The sequence below is a fragment of the Streptomyces sp. NPDC047315 genome (genome assembly GCF_040643215.1).
Classification (GTDB): Bacteria; Actinomycetota; Actinomycetes; order Streptomycetales; family Streptomycetaceae; genus Streptomyces.
Genome location: NZ_JBEYTZ010000005.1, coordinates 178,086 through 195,750, shown reverse-complemented (window position 1 = coordinate 195,750; position 17,665 = coordinate 178,086). Strand labels below are relative to the sequence as shown.

Here is a 17,665-nt window from a genome sequence, read left to right as displayed (position 1 = left end):
GCTCTAGTTGAGGCGGGTGAGCTGGGTGGGGATGGAGGGGCCTTCGAGGTCGTCCTTGAGGGTCACCCGGGCCCGTACGGCGTCCGCGCCGCTGCCGATCGTCACCGTCCCGACCTCCGTACCGGCCTTCGCCGACTCCGGCGGCGCCGCCGCCGTCGGGGTGAACCGCACGTCGACCCGCTGTCCCGGGACCCCGACGGCGGTGAGGTCGTCGGAGACGACGACGGGGACGCGTCCGCCGAACCCGTCGTCCACGTGGCCGACGACCTGGCCCCGGCGGACGGGCTTGGCGGAGACGAGCGCGGCGCGGACGGCCGCCACGAGCCGGCGGCTGTTCTCCTTCACCAGGGTGAGGCTGTTCGCGCCGTCGGGGTCGGGCGCGGGGGCGCGTTGGTCCAGCACGGTGCCGAGGATCAGCGGGGTCCTGTCGCCCACGGTCTTGTAGGCGGCCCACATGAGCGTGCCGCCGGCGGGGGTGTTGGAGCCGGTCTTCACGCCCCGGATGCTGAGCCCGTCGGCCAGCAGCAGGTCCCCCATGTTGTTGATCAGCGGTTCGGCCAGACCGTCCACGGTGGCGCTGGGCAGTGCGACGGTGGCGCGGAAGACGTCGTACGCCATGACCGCTTCGGCCAGCTTGAGCTGGTCGACCGCGGTGGACACGGTCCCGGCGTCCAGACCGCTGGGGTCGGTGTAGCGCGTGTCTGCCATCCCCAGCCGCTTCGCGGCGTCGTTCATCTCCCGTACGAAGGCGGCTTCGGTGTCGCTCTTCGTGGACCATCGGGCGAGCAGCCGGGCGATGTTGTTGCCGGACGGGATCATCAGCATCTTCAGCAGGTCGCGCTGGCTGAAGCGCTGGCCGACCGAGAGCCCTTCGATCCTGGACTCGTCCTTGGCCCGGCCCTCCGCCACGGCCTTGGCGTCGACCTCGATCGTGGGGCCGGGGTCGTCGCCGGTCAGCGGGTGCTTCCCGAGCAGGACGTACGCGGTCATGACCTTGGCCACGGACGCGATCGGCGCCGGGCGCTGCGGGCCGTGGACGCCGACGGTGCCCGTGCCCGGGACGGCGACGGCGGCCTGGCCCTGCTGGGGCCAGGGCAGCGCGGACCGACCCGGGAAGGTGAACGCGACGGCGTCCGCGTCGATCTCGATGTCGGTGGCGGGCTGGGGGCGGGCGAGCTGGACCACGGCGGCAAGGGCGAGGAGCAGCGCGACGGCGAGGGGAGCCAGGAGCTTCGGGCGTCGGAAGGGAGGGCGGATTGCGTCCGCCGGCACGTCCGCCGCGTCTTTCGGGCCTACCTCTTCCGGGTGTTCGCGCGTCTGCTCCGCGGTCCCTTCCGGGGCGTGCTCGCCCGGGCGTGCGCGGGCCACCGACTGCCCCGTCCCTGTGGTGCTCATACTCCCGAGAAGACCAGCGCAATCCTCATTGCGTCCAAGACTCATATGAGTCATGCATTGATTAACTTCCGATATGATCGCTGGTCGTGGACCTGATCCTGCATGTGCAGTGCTTTGTCGCTGTTGCAGAGGAGTTACATTTCGGTCGTGCCGCCCAGCGCCTCGGCATGGCCCAACCACCCCTGTCACAACGCATTCAGCGGCTGGAACGCGAGTTGGGCGTACGGCTCTTCGAACGCACCACCCGCCAGGTCACGATCACCAAGGGCGGCACGCTCCTGCTGGAGGAGGCCCGCCAACTGTTGGCGTGCGCGGAGGCACTGAAGGCCACGGCCCGCCGCGTACAGGACGGTCACAGCGGACTGCTGCGGGCCGCCCTGCCCCCGGACGTGTCCGGGGAGACCGTCGCCGCGGTCCTGACCGGGTTCCGGGACCGGCACGGCGGCGTGGAGCTGGAACTGCACGAGCTGTCGACCGCGGAACAGTTGGCCCAACTCGCCTCGCACGACCTCGACGTGGGCCTGATCCACCATCCGTGCGACGTCTCCGGGCTGGAGCTGGGCCCCGTGCTCCGGCACGACCTGGGCGTACTGCTCCCCCACGACTCCCCGGCCGCACGGGCTGAGACGGTCGCGCTCGCCGCGCTGACCGGGCACGAGCTGATCCTCTTTCCGCGCGCCCTCGCGCCGGCGGTGTACGACGACCTGCTGACGACCTGCGCCCGGCACGGCTACACCCCGGCGGCGATCCGCCACGGGCAGGGTCCGAGCTTCACCCGCGGCCTGCTGCTGTCCCGGCGCGCCGTCGCCTTCGCACCGCGCGACGCCCATCTGACCGGCGACACCGAGCTGTGCTGGCGTCCGCTCAGCGGGGCGCCGCTGGCGCTGCGGCACTCCGCGGCCTGGCTCCAGGGGCGGGGCGACGCCGCGGTGCGCGCCTTTGCCGATACCGTCACCGATGCCCTGGGCCGCACGACCGGAGCCGGCCCCGACCTTCCGTCCCGACCCCTGCACCTACGACCGGCGGCCGAGTACTGGCTATGACCGAATCCACCACCCCCGACCACGGCCGCGCCGCCCGGGCCCGCATCCGCGACGCCTTCGCGGAAGCGGGCGTCACCGGCTGGCTGCACGCCCGCGACATCGACGCCGGAGCGCAGGTCGACGCCGGAGCGGACCATCCCGTCGTCACGGCCAGCGTCCACAAGCTGTGCCTGCTCGTCGCCCTCCACCGGGAGGCGGCGGCGGGCCGGCTGGACCTCACGGAGCAGACGGTGGTCCCGCCGTGGGACCGCACCCCCGGGCCCACCGGGCTGGCGGCGATGCTCGACGAGGTGCGGCTGTCGCTGCGCGACGCGGCCTATCTGATGATGACCGTCAGCGACAACACCTCCGCGGACCTGCTGTTGACGCGGGTGGGCCTGGACGCCGTCAACGACGCCACCCGCCGCCTGGGGCTGACCCGCACCAGGGCCGTGCAGACCTTCCGCGACTTCCTCACCACGATCAGGGAGGACGTCGGACCGAGCGGCCCGCAGGCGCTGGCCGACCCCCAGGTGATCGCCCGTCTGCGCGCTGTCGACCCGGCCCGCACCAGCCACAGCACGCCCCGCGACATGACCCGGCTGCTGGCGGCGATCTGGCGCGACGAGGCCGGCACCCCCGAGCACTGCGCCGCGATGCGCCGCGTCCTCGGGCTCCAGGTGTGGCCGCACCGGCTGGCCTCGGGCTTCCCCTTCGACGACGTCCACGTGGCGGGCAAGACGGGCAGCGCGCCCACGGTCCGCAACGAGGTCGGCGTCGTCGAGTACCCCGACGGCGGACGGTACGCCGTCGCCGTCTTCACCCGCGCGGCGAGCCCGGCGGCGACGCTGCCGGCGGCGGACGCGGTGATCGGCACGGCGGCGCGGATGGCCGTCGACGCGCTGCGGTCACCGGGGGCGGGTACGGGGACGGGGGCACCGTAGCGCCCGGTCAACACGCGCACGGGCCGCCACTCGCGCGGGGTACGCGAGTTGTCGCCGCCGCGGCACGCTCTGCCAAGGTGGTCCGCCATGCATCGCGATCTCCGCACCGACACCGACCAACTGCGACGCCTCTCGCGCGCACTGACCCGCGCCCTGTCGTCCCTCGCCGACGCACGGACCTCCCTCGCCGACGTCGACACGGCACAACTGGGCACGAAGGACCTGGACGAGGCGTGCGACGGCTTCCAACGCCGCTGGCAGTACGGAGCGGAGGTGCTGCGGGACCGGCTCGGTGCGTTACGCGACGGGGTGAGCCTCAGCCACCAGGGTTACGCGCAGGTGGAGACCGCGGTCGAGAAGGCGTTCCGGGCGGTCGACACCCGTGCGTGAATACCGGCACCTGGGCTGGGACCCGACGCCCGGCAGCCCACCGGCGATCGCAGCGCTCCACGTCCGCCTCGACGCGGCGGCGACGGCGCTCGGCACGTCGTACCGCCTCGTCGACGTGCTCGTACGCGACAGCACGCACTGGCGCGGCGAGGCGGGCGACGCGTTCCGCACGGCGCTGACGGGCGACCTGCCGCGCTCCCTGCGCAACGCGCACCGCTCCCTGACGAAGGCTGCGCGGCAACTCGGGCGCTGGCACGACGACCTCGTGGAGTACCAGTCCACGGCGGCGCGCTACGACGCCGAGGCCCGCGAGGACCTGACGGCCCTGACCCGCGCCCAGTCCCACGAGCACCAACTGCGCACCACGCCGAACACCCCGACGTGGCAACTCCGCGCGGCACACGACGCGGTGACGGAGGCGCACGAGTCACTGGAGTCAATCCGCGGCCTGGCGCGCGAGCTGGAAGAAGCGCACAGAACGCAGGCGACCCGCATCGCCAAGTCCCTCAACGCAGCAACCCTCCACCTGACCCCAGAGGAACCGGGCGTCCTGGACCAGTTCCTGGAGTGGATGGACGACAACCTCGGCGACGCCTTGGGCCTACTGTCGGCGTCCCTCGGCCTCGTCGCCGTCTTCTCGACCGCTCCGGTTGCCGTCCCGCTGCTCTTCGCCGCCGCCGGTCTCAGCGCTGCTGCGCTGGCGTCGCATGCAACCGACCCGGAACACCAATCAGCCCTGGCAGCGGGTTTTGCCAAGGGCAGGTTCGACGCACACTTCTGGTCCAGCGCGATCACGTTGTGCGGAGACTCCCTCGGCGCGCTGCCGGGCTTGGGAGCCGTCGCGCAGGGCGCGAAGGGAATGGCGGTCGCCACGAGATCAGAGGCTGCGGCCCAAAGCAGCGTATCCGCTGGCCTGCGAAGTGGCCTGGAAGCCTTGTGGACCGAGTCCGCTGCCGGCATGCGGGATGGCATGAGCGCCCCGAAACCCGTACTCGACTGGGTCGTTCGGCGAACGAGTCCATCAGTCGAGGTCCCGTTGCAGACGGTAGTCGCAGGCAGTGGGGTGGCCACGTCCGTGGTCGGTCTCACGCCGGCCGGCGACAACGCCGAGACTCAAAGCACGGGAGCCGGTGTCGACGCAGCCCGCCTCATCACGTCGGACATTCCGGGGGCCGGTGTCACCGCGGCCCAAACCTGGTCCCAGATCCGTCGTTAGGAGCAGCACCATGGCCTCAGACTCTCCCGCAGCTCCGTGTTGGTTCCAGCGCCCACCAGGATTCGTGGACGTCGACGCAACAGCTCTGGACACGATGCAGGAGCAGATCATCCGAGACCAGACGGCAGTTCAGCCCGATCCGGACTCGCGCCTTCGACGTGCACAGGAAGTCCGCACGCTTCTGGAGGCGGTGAAGGACGTGTTCCGCCACGGTGCGATGTACGTTGCCCTGGGCGTGCACGCTGTCGGCGACGGCGAGTTCAGCATCTCGTGGCTCTCGCTGTCCGACGTCCAGACGCATGCGCCGACCGGCGGTCTGGCTGCCGCGAGGTGTGCCCTCGCACTCGTTGAGACACCGCTGGGAACGGTGCTCCACCGCGATCTGCCCGAGTTGCCGTGCCGTGCTCCGGCAGCCCTGGTCACCTATCGGCTTTCCAACACACCAGGGCGCCCAGGCGCCGCCATCCTCACTCCCCCACGGGACGTGCTCCAAGCACGCCTCGCCGTGGCCCGCCCTTCCGGATCACGCACGGTGATCGTGGACCTCACCACGACCGCAATGGAGTTCTCGGACGACTACGTGGAGATCCTCCTCGGCGTCGGCCGGACCCTGAGCTTCACCGACCCGTCCGCTGCCACACGTGTAGCGTCCCGCCCGAGTCGAATCCTGGATGCTCTGCAATGACCGACTTCACAGCTGCACCCGAAATGTCAGCGCTGGCTCACCAACCGACGGCTGCCGCCTACCGGAAACTCCGTCGAAGACGCGTCCATTGGCTGGTGGGATCGGCCGGCCTGCCCGTCGCCGTCGTCTCATTGGCCACCCTCGCGACGGACCCCAACACGGCGCTCCCACTGCTCATCGCGGTGGTCTTCATCGCCCCGGTGCCCGTGCTCCTGGCTGCGTCCGCGTTGACTCTTACTCCAAGGACGGCACGGATTCTCGCCTCGTACACATGGCAGTGCTATCCCTGCCAGTACGCCCTGCCGCACCAGAGCAGGCAGTATGCGGTCGCCATCGAAGTTGCCCCGGGGCAGTACGAGCATCTGCAGACTGTTCCGTATCGGCGCAGTCTCAGAGCGCGTCGCGATCCGCAGTCCGGAGCCATCTGGTTCGCCGGAGACCCCCATGCCGGAGGCGTCATCTCCCCCGTCGGAGGGCAACAGGCAATCCGCGTGGTCAACACGCGGCTCTGGGAGCCGGGCGCTCCCCGGTCGACCTCCGACGTCGACGTCGACGCCATCGTCGTCGCCGAGCGAGCCGGTCTGGCCAAGCAGGGCCGCTACGTGCGGCGTTGGTTCTGAGTGGGTCAGGCGCGGGTGGACTTCAGGCGCGGGTGGACTTCAGGCGGTGGCGTTCCTTCTCCGACAGGCCGCCCCACACCCCGAACTTCTCGTCGTGCTCCAGCGCGTACTCAAGGCACGCCACCCGGCCCTCGCACGCCCGGCACAGTTGCTTCGCCTCGCGGGTGGAGGAGCCGGGGGCGGGGAAGAAGAAGTCGGGGCCCGTCTGGGCGCAGAGTGCCGTCTCCTGCCAGGAGAGCTCATCGGCAGCGGTGGTGTTGATCAGCATGGGAAAACCATCGCCTATCGCGATAAACACCTGATCAACGCCGCATCAACACCCCTGGCCCGAGCCCGCGCACAAACCCCAACCCGTCGAAGAATCCGCAGGTCAGCCCTGCTCTGCGGGAGTCAGTAGGGCGAACGTCGCACCCGCCGGGTCCGACACCACCGCGATGCGGCCCACCCCTTCGAGGTCCACCGGGGCCGTCGTGACCGCGCCGCCGAGGTCGCGTGACTTCGCCACCGTAGCGTCGCAGTTCGCGACGTCGAAGTACAGGAGCCAGTGCGCGTTGCCCGAGTGCGCGGCGATGCCGCCGAACATGTCGTCGGGGGTGCCGCCCGCGGGGTGGATCATCGTGTAGTCGCCGCCGCCCCCGGGCATCGGCATGGACGTGGTCTGCCAGCCGAAGACCTTCGTGTAGAACGCGGTGCCGGCGGCCGGGTCGGGGGTGTTCAGTTCCGTCCAGCACAGCGTGTCGCCCTCGCTCGCCGCCTCCAGGCCCTTGTGCTTGCCGGGTTGCCAGATCGCGAAGGACGCGCCGGCGGGGTCCGTGAAGACGGCCATGCGGCCCAGGTCGAAGACGTCCATGGGCTCGGCCAGCACGGTGCCGCCGCCCGCGCGGACCGCGTCCGCCGTGGCGTCGGCGTCGGGCGTCTGGAAGTAGACGTTCCACGCCGTGGGGCCCTGGTCCTGTTGGAGCGGGCCGATGCCGGCGACCATCTTGCCGTCGTGGTGGAACATCCCGTAGCCGCCCGCCTCGGGGCCGGCCGACCGGTGCGTCCAGCCGAAGACGCCGCCGTAGAACGTGGCCGCCGCGTCCACGTCGGGGGTGCCGAGGTCGATCCAGTTCGGGGAGCCTGGGACGAAACGGGTGCTCAGCATGGCGCGCGCTCCTAGGAAGCCGGTCCCCGCCGGGGCCCTGGCGGGTCCCTTCCGAGTCTGCTACCGATCCGGAGCGCGCGCATCCGGGTGCCGCCGCGGTGGGCGAAGCGGGTCGGGCAGGCCGAAGCACCCGCCCGCCCCACCGGCACTAGTGGTGCGGCTTGTCGTAGCCGGGGATCGTGCCGTCCGGTTTCGCCACCAGGAACAGGCCCGCCATGCCCATGTCCGAGTGGCTCTGTACGTGGCAGTGGTACATCCAGGCGCCCGCGCCGACCCCCTCCCCCGCGATGATCTGGAAGCCGAAGGAGTCCGCCGGCCCGGTGATCTTGTTGTCGATGATCCGGCTGACGTCGTTCGGGCCGCTCAGCAGGCCGGTCCGGTTGTCGGCCCAGCGGTGACCGTGCATGTGGAAGGTGTGGTAGAACTCGCCGTGCGTGATCATGATGATCTCCACCCGGTCGCCCACGGTCGCTTGGAAGTCGGGTCCGGAGTGGGCGGGCTTGTTGTTGATCAGCATGTCGTTGAAGACGATGGTGAACTGCTTGTCCGGCAGGATGTCGCCTTTGCGCCGGACGACCACGGGTCCGTACAGCCCCTTCTTCAGACCACCGGTGCCGTGGTCCGTGCCCACGACGTGGTCGTGGTAGTGCCAGTAGCCCGCGCTGCCCTCTCGCCAGGTGCCGTCGGCGCGGCGGCCGGGGGCGTGGGTGCGCCAGGTGTACGTACGGGTGGCGCCCGGTTCGACGTGGCTGCGGCTCATCTTGGTGCCGTCGTTGTTGATGTCGTAGTCGACGCCGTGGACGTGCAGGCTGACCGGGACGTCCATCAGGTTCTCGAACTCGACGTGCAGGGTGTCGCCCTCGTTGAGCTCGATCAACGGGCCGGGGACGGTGGCTTTGCCCTTCTCCAGGCCGTACCCCATCTGCCCGTCCGGCAGCTTCTCGGCGAAGAGCTTCAGGTGGCGCACCTTGCCCCCGGCCGGGGCGGTCTTCGGCGGCGTGACCGCGAGCGGTGCCCGCTCGGGCGCTCCGGTGGCGCTGGGCGCGGCGGCCAGGGAGAGGCCCGTGCCCCCGGTGGCCGCGACGGCGCTCCCGGCCAGAAGTCGTCGGTTGAAGCTCCGTCTGTCCATGCCGAACTCTCCAACTCTGTTACGGAGGTTGACGGGGCACACGAGTCACCCCTGGAGACGGCCATACGGTAGCCGGAGGACGAGGGTTTATCCACACTCAGGACAAAGTTTGTACTACCACGGTCATACCTATTGGCGAACCGCGAAAAGAGGTCTACTTTCCCTGACTGTTGTCGGCTGTTGTCGGGACCACACGGAGGGGTGGGTGACCACATGCAGCGCGCACCACGTCACAGGTCAAGAACTCGAAGAAGCGCCCGGGCAAGGGCGTTGGCGACAACGGTGGGGGTCGGCGCGCTCGCCGTCTCCCTGCTCGGCGGGGGAAACTCCGTCGCTGCCCAAGCGCCCCCGGAGTCGAAGGGGACAACGTTGTCCCTGCCCTCTCCGCCGGGCGGGAAGAACGTCAAGGTCCTGGTGTTCCACAGCTCGGCGACCGCCGAGTCCCCGCTGGTCAACGCCGGCATCCAGGCCGTCGAGACCATCGGGCTGACCGGCCCGGCCGCCGGCCGGTTCGCCACCGAGGCCACCGACGACGCCTCGGTCTTCACCAACGCCACCCGCCTCGGGAAGTACAACGCCGTGGTCTTCCTGACGGGCGGCGGGGACGTGCTCGACCCGGCGCAGGAAGCGGGCCTTGAGGCGTACATGGAGGCCGGCGGCGGCTTCCTCGGCGTCCACGACGCCGCGCGCACCGAGCCGTACTCCGACTGGTTCACCGGGCTGATCGGTGCGCGCCCTTCGGGTGCGCCCAGCTCCGTGCAGCGGGCCGTGGTCGAGGTCGGGGACCGCCAGCATCCGGCCACCAAGTCGTTGCCGCTCGAATGGAAGCGGCCCGACAAGTGGTTCAACTGGGCGGTCAACCCGTCGGGGAGCGTGCACACCGTCGCCCGGCTCAAGGAGAGTTCCATCACGCCGGCCGCCAAGCCCAACGGCTGGGACCACCCGGTCTCGTGGTGTCGCGACTACGACGGCGGGCGCTCCTTCTACACCGGGATGGGCGGTACGGTCGACAGCTTCTCGGAGACCGACTTCCGCGACCACCTGCGCGGCGCCCTCGCCTGGACGAACCGCACGTCCCGGGCGGACTGCAAGGCCACCATCGACGCCAACTACACCGCCGAGCGGGTCACCCAGCCCAACCAGCCGGGGCAGAACGACCAGATCGGCGAGCCGCACGGGCTGGTCACGGCCCCCGACGGCAAGGTCTTCTACATCGGCCGCGGCGGCGCCGACAGCAGCAAACCGGTGGTCACGGACTGGAACGACCCGAACATCGGCAAGGGCGACGGCGAGATCCACGTCTACGACCCGGCGACGAAGAAGGTGACCCTCGCGGGGGCGCTGTCGGTCTTCGGCAACAAGGGCGGCGGCGACGAGCTGATCAAGAACGAAGAGGGGCTGCTCGGCATCGAGTTGGACCCCGCCTTCGCCACCAACGGCTGGGTGTACCTGCACTACACCCCGCACTCGCAGATCAACCGCGAGACGCGGATGGCCGACCGCCGGGTCTCCCGCTTCACCTACGACTTCACCACCGGGAAGCTGAACCTGGCGAGCGAGAAGGTGCTGCTGAAGTGGCCGGTGCAGATCCACAGCTGCTGCCACTCGGGCGGCGGTCTCGCGTGGGACTCCAAGGGCAATCTGTACGTCGCCACGGGTGACAACAACTCGTCCCGCTTCAGCGACGGCTACTCGGGCAACAACCCGCAGCCGAACTTCAAGGGCGTCTCGTTCGCGGACGCGCGCCGCACCTCGGGCAACACCAACAACCTCAACGGCAAGATCCTGCGGATCAAGCCGCAGAAGAACGGCACGTACACCATCCCCGAGGGCAATCTGTTCACGGGCGACGAGATGGACGAGGGCGGCGGGAAGACCCGCGGCGAGATCTACGTGATGGGCGTGCGCAACCCCTCGCGGATCTTCGTCGACAAGAAGACCGACACCCTGTACGCGGGCTGGGTCGGCCCGGACGCCGGTTCGCCGTCCACGACCTGGGGCCCCGCCAAGTACGACACCTTCGCCGCCATCACCAAGGCGGGCAACCACGGTTGGCCGTTCTGCATGGGCAACAACCAGCCGTACCGGGACCGCGGTCTCGCGGACCCGAGCAAGCCGCTGGGCTGGTACGACTGCAAGGCGCCCAAGAACGAGTCGCCGAACAACGACGGACTGGTCAACGTGCCGCCCGTCACCCCCAACACGATCTGGTACTCGCCGCAGGGCGGCGGACCGGACTTCCCGCGGGACGCGAACGGGGTGCCCAGCTACAAGCTGGACGAGCAGAAGCTGCTGATGCCGTGGCTCAAGGGCGGCGCCCAGGCCACCATGACGGGCCCGGTCTACCGACACGACGCCACCAGCACGTCGAACGTCAAGTGGCCGGCGTACTGGGACGGAAAGTGGTTCGTCGGTGACTTCTACGACGGCGACCAGCCCCGGCACGCGGTGCTGACCGACCCCAAGACCGTCGGCAAAGGCGGCATCCCGGTGCACGCCGAATCCCTGAAGAAGATCATCCCGGTCGGGGCCAACGGCATCCGCAACCTCATGGACTGGAAGTTCGCACCCGACGGCTCGCTCTACGTCCTGGACTACGGCCGCGGGTTCTTCACCTCCGACGCGCGTTCGGCGCTGTGGCGCGTCACGTACAAGGGCGGGGAGCCCACTCCCTCCGCCGACCAACTGGCACGGAAGGCGGCGCGGTGAGACTCCTCCGAGGCAGACGCAGCAGCAGTAGCAGTAGCAGTAGCAGGGACAGCAGCAGGACGCTGAGCCTGGGGACGGCCCTCGTGGCCTCGTTCGCGATGGTCGTCGGGCTGATGTCGGCGGTCGCGTACGGGCAGGGCGGCGCGCCGCAGAGCGCACCGGCCGGGGCCGCGACGGCGAAGAAGGACCCCAAGGCGTCGACAGCCGCCAAGACGGCGACGGGCACCCCGGCCGCGCAGCCCGCCAGCGCCGCGGCGCAGACCCTGACCTGGACCGCGGGCGATCCGATCGACCGCTATCTGTCCTTCCCCACCACCGCCGTGGCGGGCCGCACCACGATCGTCTTCGACAACAGCCGTGCGGCCGGCAACACGACCGGGATGCCGCACACCCTGACGTTCGACGTCTCGGACCCGGAGTACAACAACGACGTACCGCTGAACGTCCTGGCCAACCCCAACGACGACAAGGGCGGCAAGCACACCACCGAGGTGACGCTGACGCCCGGCCGCTACCGGTTCTTCTGCACCATCCCCGGCCACGGCCAGATGCAGGGCATCTTGACCGTGTCCGACCCGGGCGGCGAGGACACCACCGCGCCGACCACCGACGCCAAGGTGGCGGGCGACCGCAACTCCGACGGCGCGTACGTGGGTCTGGCCACCGTCACGGTGTCGGCGACCGACGAGGGCTCCGGGGTCGAGCGGATCGAGTACGCGGTGGGAGCCGACGGCCCCTGGCAGGCGTACACCGCACCGGTCGTGGTGAACCAGGTCGGCACGCACAAGATCCGCTACCGCGCCACCGACAAGGCCGGCAACACGGCCGCCGAGAAGGCCGCGGACTTCCGGGTCGTCGCTCCGCCCACGGACGACAAGACGCCGCCGGAGACCTCGGCGACGGTGACCGGCGAGCGGGACGCCGAGGGCCGCTACCTGGACATGGCCACGGTGACCGTGTCCGCGTCCGACACCGGTTCGGGCGTCAACACCGTGGAGTACGCGATCGGCGCGGACGGCGCCTGGCAGCCGTACACCGCGCCGGTGATGGTGCACCAGGTCGGCACGCACACCGTGCGCTACCGCGCCACCGACAAGGCGGGCAACGCCGCGGCGGCGAAGTCCGTGGAGTTCACCGTGGTCACCCCGCCGAAGCCCGACACCACACCGCCGGTGACCGGGGCCGAGGTGGCGGGGCAGCGCAACTCCGACGGCGCGTACATCAACAACGCCAAGGTGACGATCAGCGCCACCGACGGCGACGGCTCCGGCGTCGACAAGGTCGAGTACTCGCTCGACGGCGGCCCCTACCTCGCGTACACCGCCCCGGTCGTCGTGGACCGGGCCGGCTACCACGCCGTGCAGTACCGGGCCACGGACAAGGCCGGCAACACCTCGTCGGCGCTCAAGGCGACCTTCACGGTCGCCCAGGGCGGCGGCGTCCCGGCCCCGAACTGCCCGGAGTGGGACGAGCGGCTCACGGTCATCGTCGGCACGGTCGACACCGGCGTGCCGAACCGGATGACCCGGGTCCGGTGCACGATCAACGAACTCATCGAGGACGAGAAGTCCTGGTCGTCGCACGCGCTGTTCCTCAAGCACGTGGACCAGGTGCTGGACAAGCTGCTGGAGGACGGCGTCGTCGACCTCCGCGAGCACAAGAAGGTGTACGCCGCCGCCAAGCAGTCCGGCATCGGCAAGCCCGGCCAGAACACCGGCTACCGGGACATCTTCGACGGCACGCAGGCGTCCTTCGACCGCTGGCAGCACGTGGGCGGTGGCTCGTTCGCCCGCAACGACGACGGCTCGATGACCAGCGGCACCACCAAGGGCGGCCTCGGGATGCTGTGGTTCCCGCAGAAGCAGTACGGGGACTTCTCGCTGAAGCTCCAGTGGCGCGACGACGCACCGGGCACGGGCAACGCCAACAGCGGCGTCTTCGTCCGCTTCCCGTTCGTCCACGAGAACCCGGAGGAGCCGCGGCCGGAGTGGGTCGCCATCAAGTACGGCCACGAGGTCCAGGTGCTCGACCGGCCGGACGGCGACATGTACAAGACCGGTTCGATCTACGGCTTCGACCGCGTCGGCCTGGCCGGCGCCGGGGTGACGCCCAAGGGCACCTGGAACGACTACGAGGTCCGGGTGGTCGGCCAGACGTACTCGATCTACCGCAACGGCGCGCTGATCAACCAGTTCGAGAACGCGGCGGGCCAGTCCTTCACCCCGCCGCGCGCCGGCGACGTCGGCACCGACGGCCGTCGCTACGCGCTCGGGTACATCGGGCTCCAGGTGCACGGCACCACGGACGTGGTCTCGTACCGCAACATCCGCATCCAGGAGCTGTGACGCACGAGTAAGTCGGTGTACGGGCCCCTTCCCCTTCCCCGGGAAGGGGCCCTCGCACATCCCGGCCTACTCGTCCGACGGCTCCTTCTTCGCCCGGCTGGGCTGGACCCGCTTGGGCTCCCCCGGCATCTTCGGGTACTCCGGCGGATACGGCAGGTCCCCCAGCCCGTGGTCGGCCTCGTCCTTGCGGGCCGCCTCCAACAGCGCCTCCAGGCTGAAGCGCTCGTCGTCCATGTCGGCGTGGACGTCGCCGACCTGCGCGTACCGCTCCGGCATCGTCTTGATGTCGAAGTCCTCCGGGCGGGCGTCGTCCACCTCCTCCCAGCGCAGCGGCGCGGAGACCGGTGCGTGGGGCCGCGGGCGGACGGAGTAGGCGGAGGCGATGGTGCGGTCCCGCGCCGTCTGGTTGTAGTCGATGAAGATCCGCTTCCCCCGCTCCTCCTTCCACCACTTGATCGTCACATGGTCCGGCAGCCGTCGTTCGAGGAGCCGACCACAGGCGATGGCAGCACGTCTGACCTGCACAAACGTCCAGTCAGGGGTGATCGGGACGAAGACGTGGAGGCCGCGCCCTCCGGACGTCTTGGGCCAGCCGCGCAGCCCGACGCCGTCGAGGACGTCGCGCAGTTCGTGGGCGGCGCGCACCGCGTCGAGGTAGTCCGTGCCGGGCTGGGGGTCGAGGTCGATGCGCAGTTCGTCGGGGTGGTCGGTGTCCGCCCGGCGCACCGGCCAGGGGTGGAAGGTCACCGCGCCCAGGTTGGCCGCCCAGACGACGGCCGCCGGTTCGGTGGGGCACATCTCGTCCGCCGACCGTCCGCTGGGGAAGGTGATGTGGGCGGTGGGGATCCAGTCGGGCAGGTATTTGGGTGCGCGCTTTTGGAAGAAGGACTCGCCGTTCACCCCGTCGGGGTAGCGCTCCAGGGTGGTGGGGCGGTCGCGCAGGGCGCGGGTGATGCCGTCGCCCACCGCCAGGTAGTAGCGGACCATGTCCAGCTTGGTGTATCCGCGCTCGGGGAAGTAGATCTTGTCGGGGTTGGAGACGCGCACCGTCCGCTCCCCCACCTGCAGTTCCATCGCTCGGCCGGCCATGTGCGCCAGGGTAAGTCGCGCCGACATGCCTCGCATACCGGACAATCCTTCTATGGACCTGCCGGTGATGCCGCCCGTGAAGCCGATGCTCGCCAAGTCGGTGAAGGACATTCCGCCCGGCATGCAGTACGAGGCCAAGTGGGACGGTTTCCGGGCGATCGTGCACCGCGACGGGGACGAGGTGGTGATCGGTTCGCGCACCGGGAAGCCGCTGACCCGCTACTTCCCGGAGTTGGTGACCGCGCTGGCCGCGAACCTGCCGCCGCGCTGCGTCGTGGACGGCGAGATCGTGATCGTGCACGACGGCCGGCTGGACTTCGACCGGCTGACCGAACGCATCCACCCGGCCGACTCCCGGGTGCGGATGCTGGCCGAGCGGACCCCCGCCAGCTTCGTCGCCTTCGATCTGCTCGCCCTCGGCGACACCGCACTCCTCGACACCCCCCTCACCGAGCGCCGGACCCTGCTGGAGGAGGCGCTGGCGAACGCCCGGCCGCCCGTCCACCTGGCGCCCGCCACCTTGGACCCGGAGCTGGCCCGCAGGTGGTTCGACCAGTACGAGGGCGCCGGGCTCGACGGGGTGATCGCCAAGCCGCTGCACCTGCGCTACCGCCCCGACACCCGGCTGATGTACAAGATCAAGCACGAGCGGACGGCGGACGTCGTGGTCGCCGGCTACCGCTTCCACAAGAGCGGCCCGATCGTCGGCTCGCTGCTGCTCGGCCTCTACGACGACGAGGGCGTCCTCCAGCACGTCGGCGTGTGCGCCGCCTTCTCGATGAAGCGGCGGGCGGAGTTGGTCGAGGAGTTGGAGCCGCTGCGGATGGAGCCGGCGGACGAGCACCCGTGGGCCGCCTGGGCTGACGAGAGCGCCCACGAGTCGTCCCGGCTGCCGGGCGCGGTCAGCCGCTGGACGGGGAAGAAGGACCTGTCGTGGCTGGCGCTGCGCCCGGAGCGGGTGGCGGAGGTGGCGTACGACCACATGGAGGGCACCCGCTTCCGGCACACGGCGCAGTTCCGCCGCTGGCGCCCGGACCGGACCCCCGCCAGTTGTACGTACGCACAGCTGGAGGAGCCGGTGGGCTACGACCTCGCCGAGGTGCTGTCAGCCGGTGCCGGCGGCGGGTGAGGACGGCGGGTCCGACGGGGAGGGTCCCGGGCTGGCACCGGGGCCCTCCGATGCGGACGGCGAAGGCGCGGGCTCCGACGGCGAGGGCGACGGCTCGCCGGGCGAGGGGCCCGGCTGCGACGGGGACGGACCGGGGGCCGACGGGGAGGGGCCCGACGGCGAGGGGCCGGGGCTCGTGCCCGGCCCGGACGGCGAGGGCCGCGGCGGGACCGACGGCCCACCGGACGTGGGCGTGGGCCGCGGACCCACGACGATGCCCCCGCCGCCGCTCTCCGGCGGGTCGGGGTCCCCCACCGGCCGCGTGGGCGGGGTGCCGCCCGCGCCGGCGCTGACCGGCAGGACGCCGGTGCCGTCCGGCACGGCGTGGACGCCGGACCGGTAGAACGCCAGCCACGCCAGCACCGTGCGCACGTAGGCGCGCGAGCGGTTGTACGACAGGATCGCCCGGTCCAGGTCGGCGGCGACCGTCAGGTCCCGGTCGCCCGCGCACAGGTACCGCCCGGCGGCCAGGGCCGCGTCGTGCACGTTGTGCGGGTCGCGGCGGCCGTCGCCGTTGGCGTCCTGGCCCCAGCGGGCCCAGGTCGAGGGGATGAACTGCATGGGCCCCACGGCCCGGTCGTAGCGGGTGTCCCCGTCGTACGCCCCGCCGTCGGTGTCCGGGACGTGCGCGAAGCGCACCCCGTCCAGGACCGGGCCGAGGATCGGCGCGAGGGTGGTGCCCCGGGAGTCCAGCCGGCCGCCGCGGGCCTGGCCCGACTCCACCTTGCCGATGGCGGCGAGCAGTTGCCACGGCAGCCGACAGCCCGGGTCGCTCCGCCGGACCACGGCCTCGGCCCGCCGGTAGGCGGCGAGCACGGTCGCGGGGATCCCCGACTGCGCCCGGACTGCGGCCGTCTGCACCGCGACGCCGGCACCTACTGCCGGCCCCGCCCCGGGGCGGACGGGGCCGACGACGGGGCTGGTCAGGGGCGGGAGTTCGGTGTGATAGACGTCGTCGTCCTCGGGAGCCGGCCCGGTCCCGTACGGGTCGACGGACTGCCGCTCCCCGGCCGCCGCGGGCCGCGGGCCGCCGTCCGGCGGCGCCTGGGACGCGGTCAGGGCCGCCATCGCGGCGATCGCCGCGGCGGTGGCGACGGTCCCCCTGCGGGTGCGCTTCCTCACGACCGGGCCCCCAGCGTGTCGATGGCGGTGACGGTCCAGGTGCCACCGGTGCGACGGGCCTCGACGGCGAGCATGGCGGCTCCGTAGCTCGTCTCGCCCTTCGTCGCCGTACGGGTGTTGCTCTGGTCGGCGAAGACCAGGACGCGGGAACGGTCGCCGTCGATGCGTTCCACACCGGCCCCGGTCACCGTCGTGGTGAGCACCAGCTTCTGCTGCGGCCCCTCCTTGCGCACGGCCGCGAGCAGGTCGGCGTGCTGACGGACCGCGGCACCCGACAGATGCGCCTCGGCCGCCCGGTCCAGCGCCGCGGGTTCGGCGAAGTTGTACGAGAACAGGGCCTCGACCGCCCGGGTGACCTGACCCTTCAGCTCGCTGGTGCGGGCGGCGTCGGCGAGGGCGGCGTTCCGGGTGGCGGGGTCGTCCCGCAAGGTCGAGCTGCGCTGTGCGGCGTAGCCCGCGAAGCCGGCGAGCAGCAGGGCGAGCACGCACAGCAGCACGGGCAGCCGGGCCCGCTGGGCGGATCCGGTCGCCTCGCCGTCCTGCTCGGCCGGGGAGGCGGTCTCGCGGTCCGGGGCCTCGTCCTTCGGCGGGCGGTCGGTGACCGAAGCGGCAGGGCCGCGGGACGTCGCCGCCGCGGCCAACCTCCGCTGCCGGTTGAGCAGATGACGGGTGGTCGACATGTCGGGT

16 protein-coding genes are annotated in these 17,665 nt (G+C 71.1%); 9 read left to right on the top strand and 7 right to left on the bottom strand.

From position 1 onward, the window contains the following. Positions 1-3: 3 nt before the first annotated feature. Positions 4-1,395: a D-alanyl-D-alanine carboxypeptidase gene (locus ABZ842_RS07385; RefSeq protein ID WP_361533146.1), complete on the bottom strand. Its 1,392-nt coding sequence runs from the start codon at positions 1,393-1,395 to the stop codon at positions 4-6. 86 nt (positions 1,396-1,481) lie between these two features. On the opposite strand from ABZ842_RS07385, the gene ABZ842_RS07380 reads away from it, so the two are divergent. From ABZ842_RS07380 to ABZ842_RS07355, 6 genes are all read left to right on the top strand, one after another. Further along, positions 1,482-2,438, top strand: coding sequence for a LysR substrate-binding domain-containing protein (locus ABZ842_RS07380; RefSeq protein ID WP_361533143.1), 957 nt, complete (start codon positions 1,482-1,484; stop codon positions 2,436-2,438). Further along, a complete protein-coding gene (locus ABZ842_RS07375; protein WP_361533140.1) occupies positions 2,435-3,361 on the top strand; it encodes a serine hydrolase in 927 nt (308 codons plus the stop codon). The genes ABZ842_RS07380 and ABZ842_RS07375 overlap by 4 nt, the downstream gene beginning before the upstream one ends. An 87-nt stretch (positions 3,362-3,448) precedes the next feature. Then, on the top strand, positions 3,449-3,751 hold the full coding sequence (locus ABZ842_RS07370) for a hypothetical protein (RefSeq protein WP_361533137.1): 303 nt from the start codon (positions 3,449-3,451) through the stop codon (positions 3,749-3,751). Continuing rightward, a complete protein-coding gene (locus ABZ842_RS07365; RefSeq protein ID WP_361533134.1) occupies positions 3,744-4,967 on the top strand; it encodes a hypothetical protein in 1,224 nt (407 codons plus the stop codon). Before ABZ842_RS07370 ends, ABZ842_RS07365 begins: the two co-directional genes overlap by 8 nt. Positions 4,968-5,031: 64 nt before the next feature. Then, entirely contained in the window at positions 5,032-5,652 is a 621-nt protein-coding gene (locus tag ABZ842_RS07360) for a hypothetical protein (RefSeq protein WP_361533131.1), read from the top strand. Beyond that, positions 5,649-6,272, top strand: coding sequence for a hypothetical protein (locus tag ABZ842_RS07355; RefSeq protein ID WP_361533128.1), 624 nt, complete (start codon positions 5,649-5,651; stop codon positions 6,270-6,272). The genes ABZ842_RS07360 and ABZ842_RS07355 overlap by 4 nt, the downstream gene beginning before the upstream one ends. 22 nt (positions 6,273-6,294) lie before the next feature. On the opposite strand, the gene ABZ842_RS07350 is transcribed toward ABZ842_RS07355, so the two are convergent. The 3 genes from ABZ842_RS07350 to ABZ842_RS07340 all read right to left on the bottom strand — a co-directional run bounded on the left by ABZ842_RS07350 (position 6,295) and on the right by ABZ842_RS07340 (position 8,545). Further along, entirely contained in the window at positions 6,295-6,540 is a 246-nt protein-coding gene (locus ABZ842_RS07350; RefSeq protein WP_361533125.1) for a WhiB family transcriptional regulator, read from the bottom strand. Positions 6,541-6,642: 102 nt separating this feature from the next. Beyond that, positions 6,643-7,416 (bottom strand): VOC family protein, encoded by a 774-nt coding sequence (locus ABZ842_RS07345; RefSeq protein ID WP_361533122.1) that lies wholly within the window; start codon positions 7,414-7,416, stop codon positions 6,643-6,645. A 148-nt stretch (positions 7,417-7,564) separates the two neighbouring features. After that, positions 7,565-8,545 carry a multicopper oxidase domain-containing protein gene (locus ABZ842_RS07340; protein ID WP_361533119.1) on the bottom strand — a complete coding sequence of 327 codons (981 nt, stop codon included), beginning with the start codon at positions 8,543-8,545 and terminating at the stop codon, positions 7,565-7,567. Between the two features lie 213 nt (positions 8,546-8,758). Between ABZ842_RS07340 and ABZ842_RS07335 the strand changes: the two genes are divergently transcribed. Both ABZ842_RS07335 and ABZ842_RS07330 read left to right on the top strand, forming a co-directional pair. Beyond that, positions 8,759-11,254, top strand: coding sequence for a ThuA domain-containing protein (locus tag ABZ842_RS07335; protein ID WP_361533116.1), 2,496 nt, complete (start codon positions 8,759-8,761; stop codon positions 11,252-11,254). A gap of 98 nt (positions 11,255-11,352) precedes the next feature. Beyond that, positions 11,353-13,599 (top strand): family 16 glycoside hydrolase, encoded by a 2,247-nt coding sequence (locus ABZ842_RS07330; protein ID WP_361533476.1) that lies wholly within the window; start codon positions 11,353-11,355, stop codon positions 13,597-13,599. Between the two features lie 66 nt (positions 13,600-13,665). Here ABZ842_RS07330 and ligD read toward each other — a convergent pair whose 3' ends face one another. Then, positions 13,666-14,688, bottom strand: coding sequence for a non-homologous end-joining DNA ligase (gene ligD, locus ABZ842_RS07325; protein WP_361533113.1), 1,023 nt, complete (start codon positions 14,686-14,688; stop codon positions 13,666-13,668). A 52-nt stretch (positions 14,689-14,740) separates the two neighbouring features. Between ligD and ABZ842_RS07320 the strand changes: the two genes are divergently transcribed. Then, the gene (locus ABZ842_RS07320; protein WP_361533110.1) at positions 14,741-15,817 is read left to right on the top strand and encodes an ATP-dependent DNA ligase; all 1,077 of its coding nucleotides are present in this window, start codon (positions 14,741-14,743) and stop codon (positions 15,815-15,817) included. Here the strand turns inward: ABZ842_RS07320 and ABZ842_RS07315 are convergent. After that, complete coding sequence (locus tag ABZ842_RS07315; RefSeq protein ID WP_361533473.1) at positions 15,794-16,924, bottom strand: lytic transglycosylase domain-containing protein; 1,131 nt, start codon at positions 16,922-16,924, stop codon at positions 15,794-15,796. The genes ABZ842_RS07320 and ABZ842_RS07315 overlap by 24 nt on opposite strands. Before the next feature lie 50 nt (positions 16,925-16,974). Then, positions 16,975-17,658, bottom strand: a complete 684-nt coding sequence (locus tag ABZ842_RS07310; protein WP_361533107.1) for a hypothetical protein — start codon at positions 17,656-17,658, stop codon at positions 16,975-16,977. Positions 17,659-17,665: the final 7 nt, after the last annotated feature.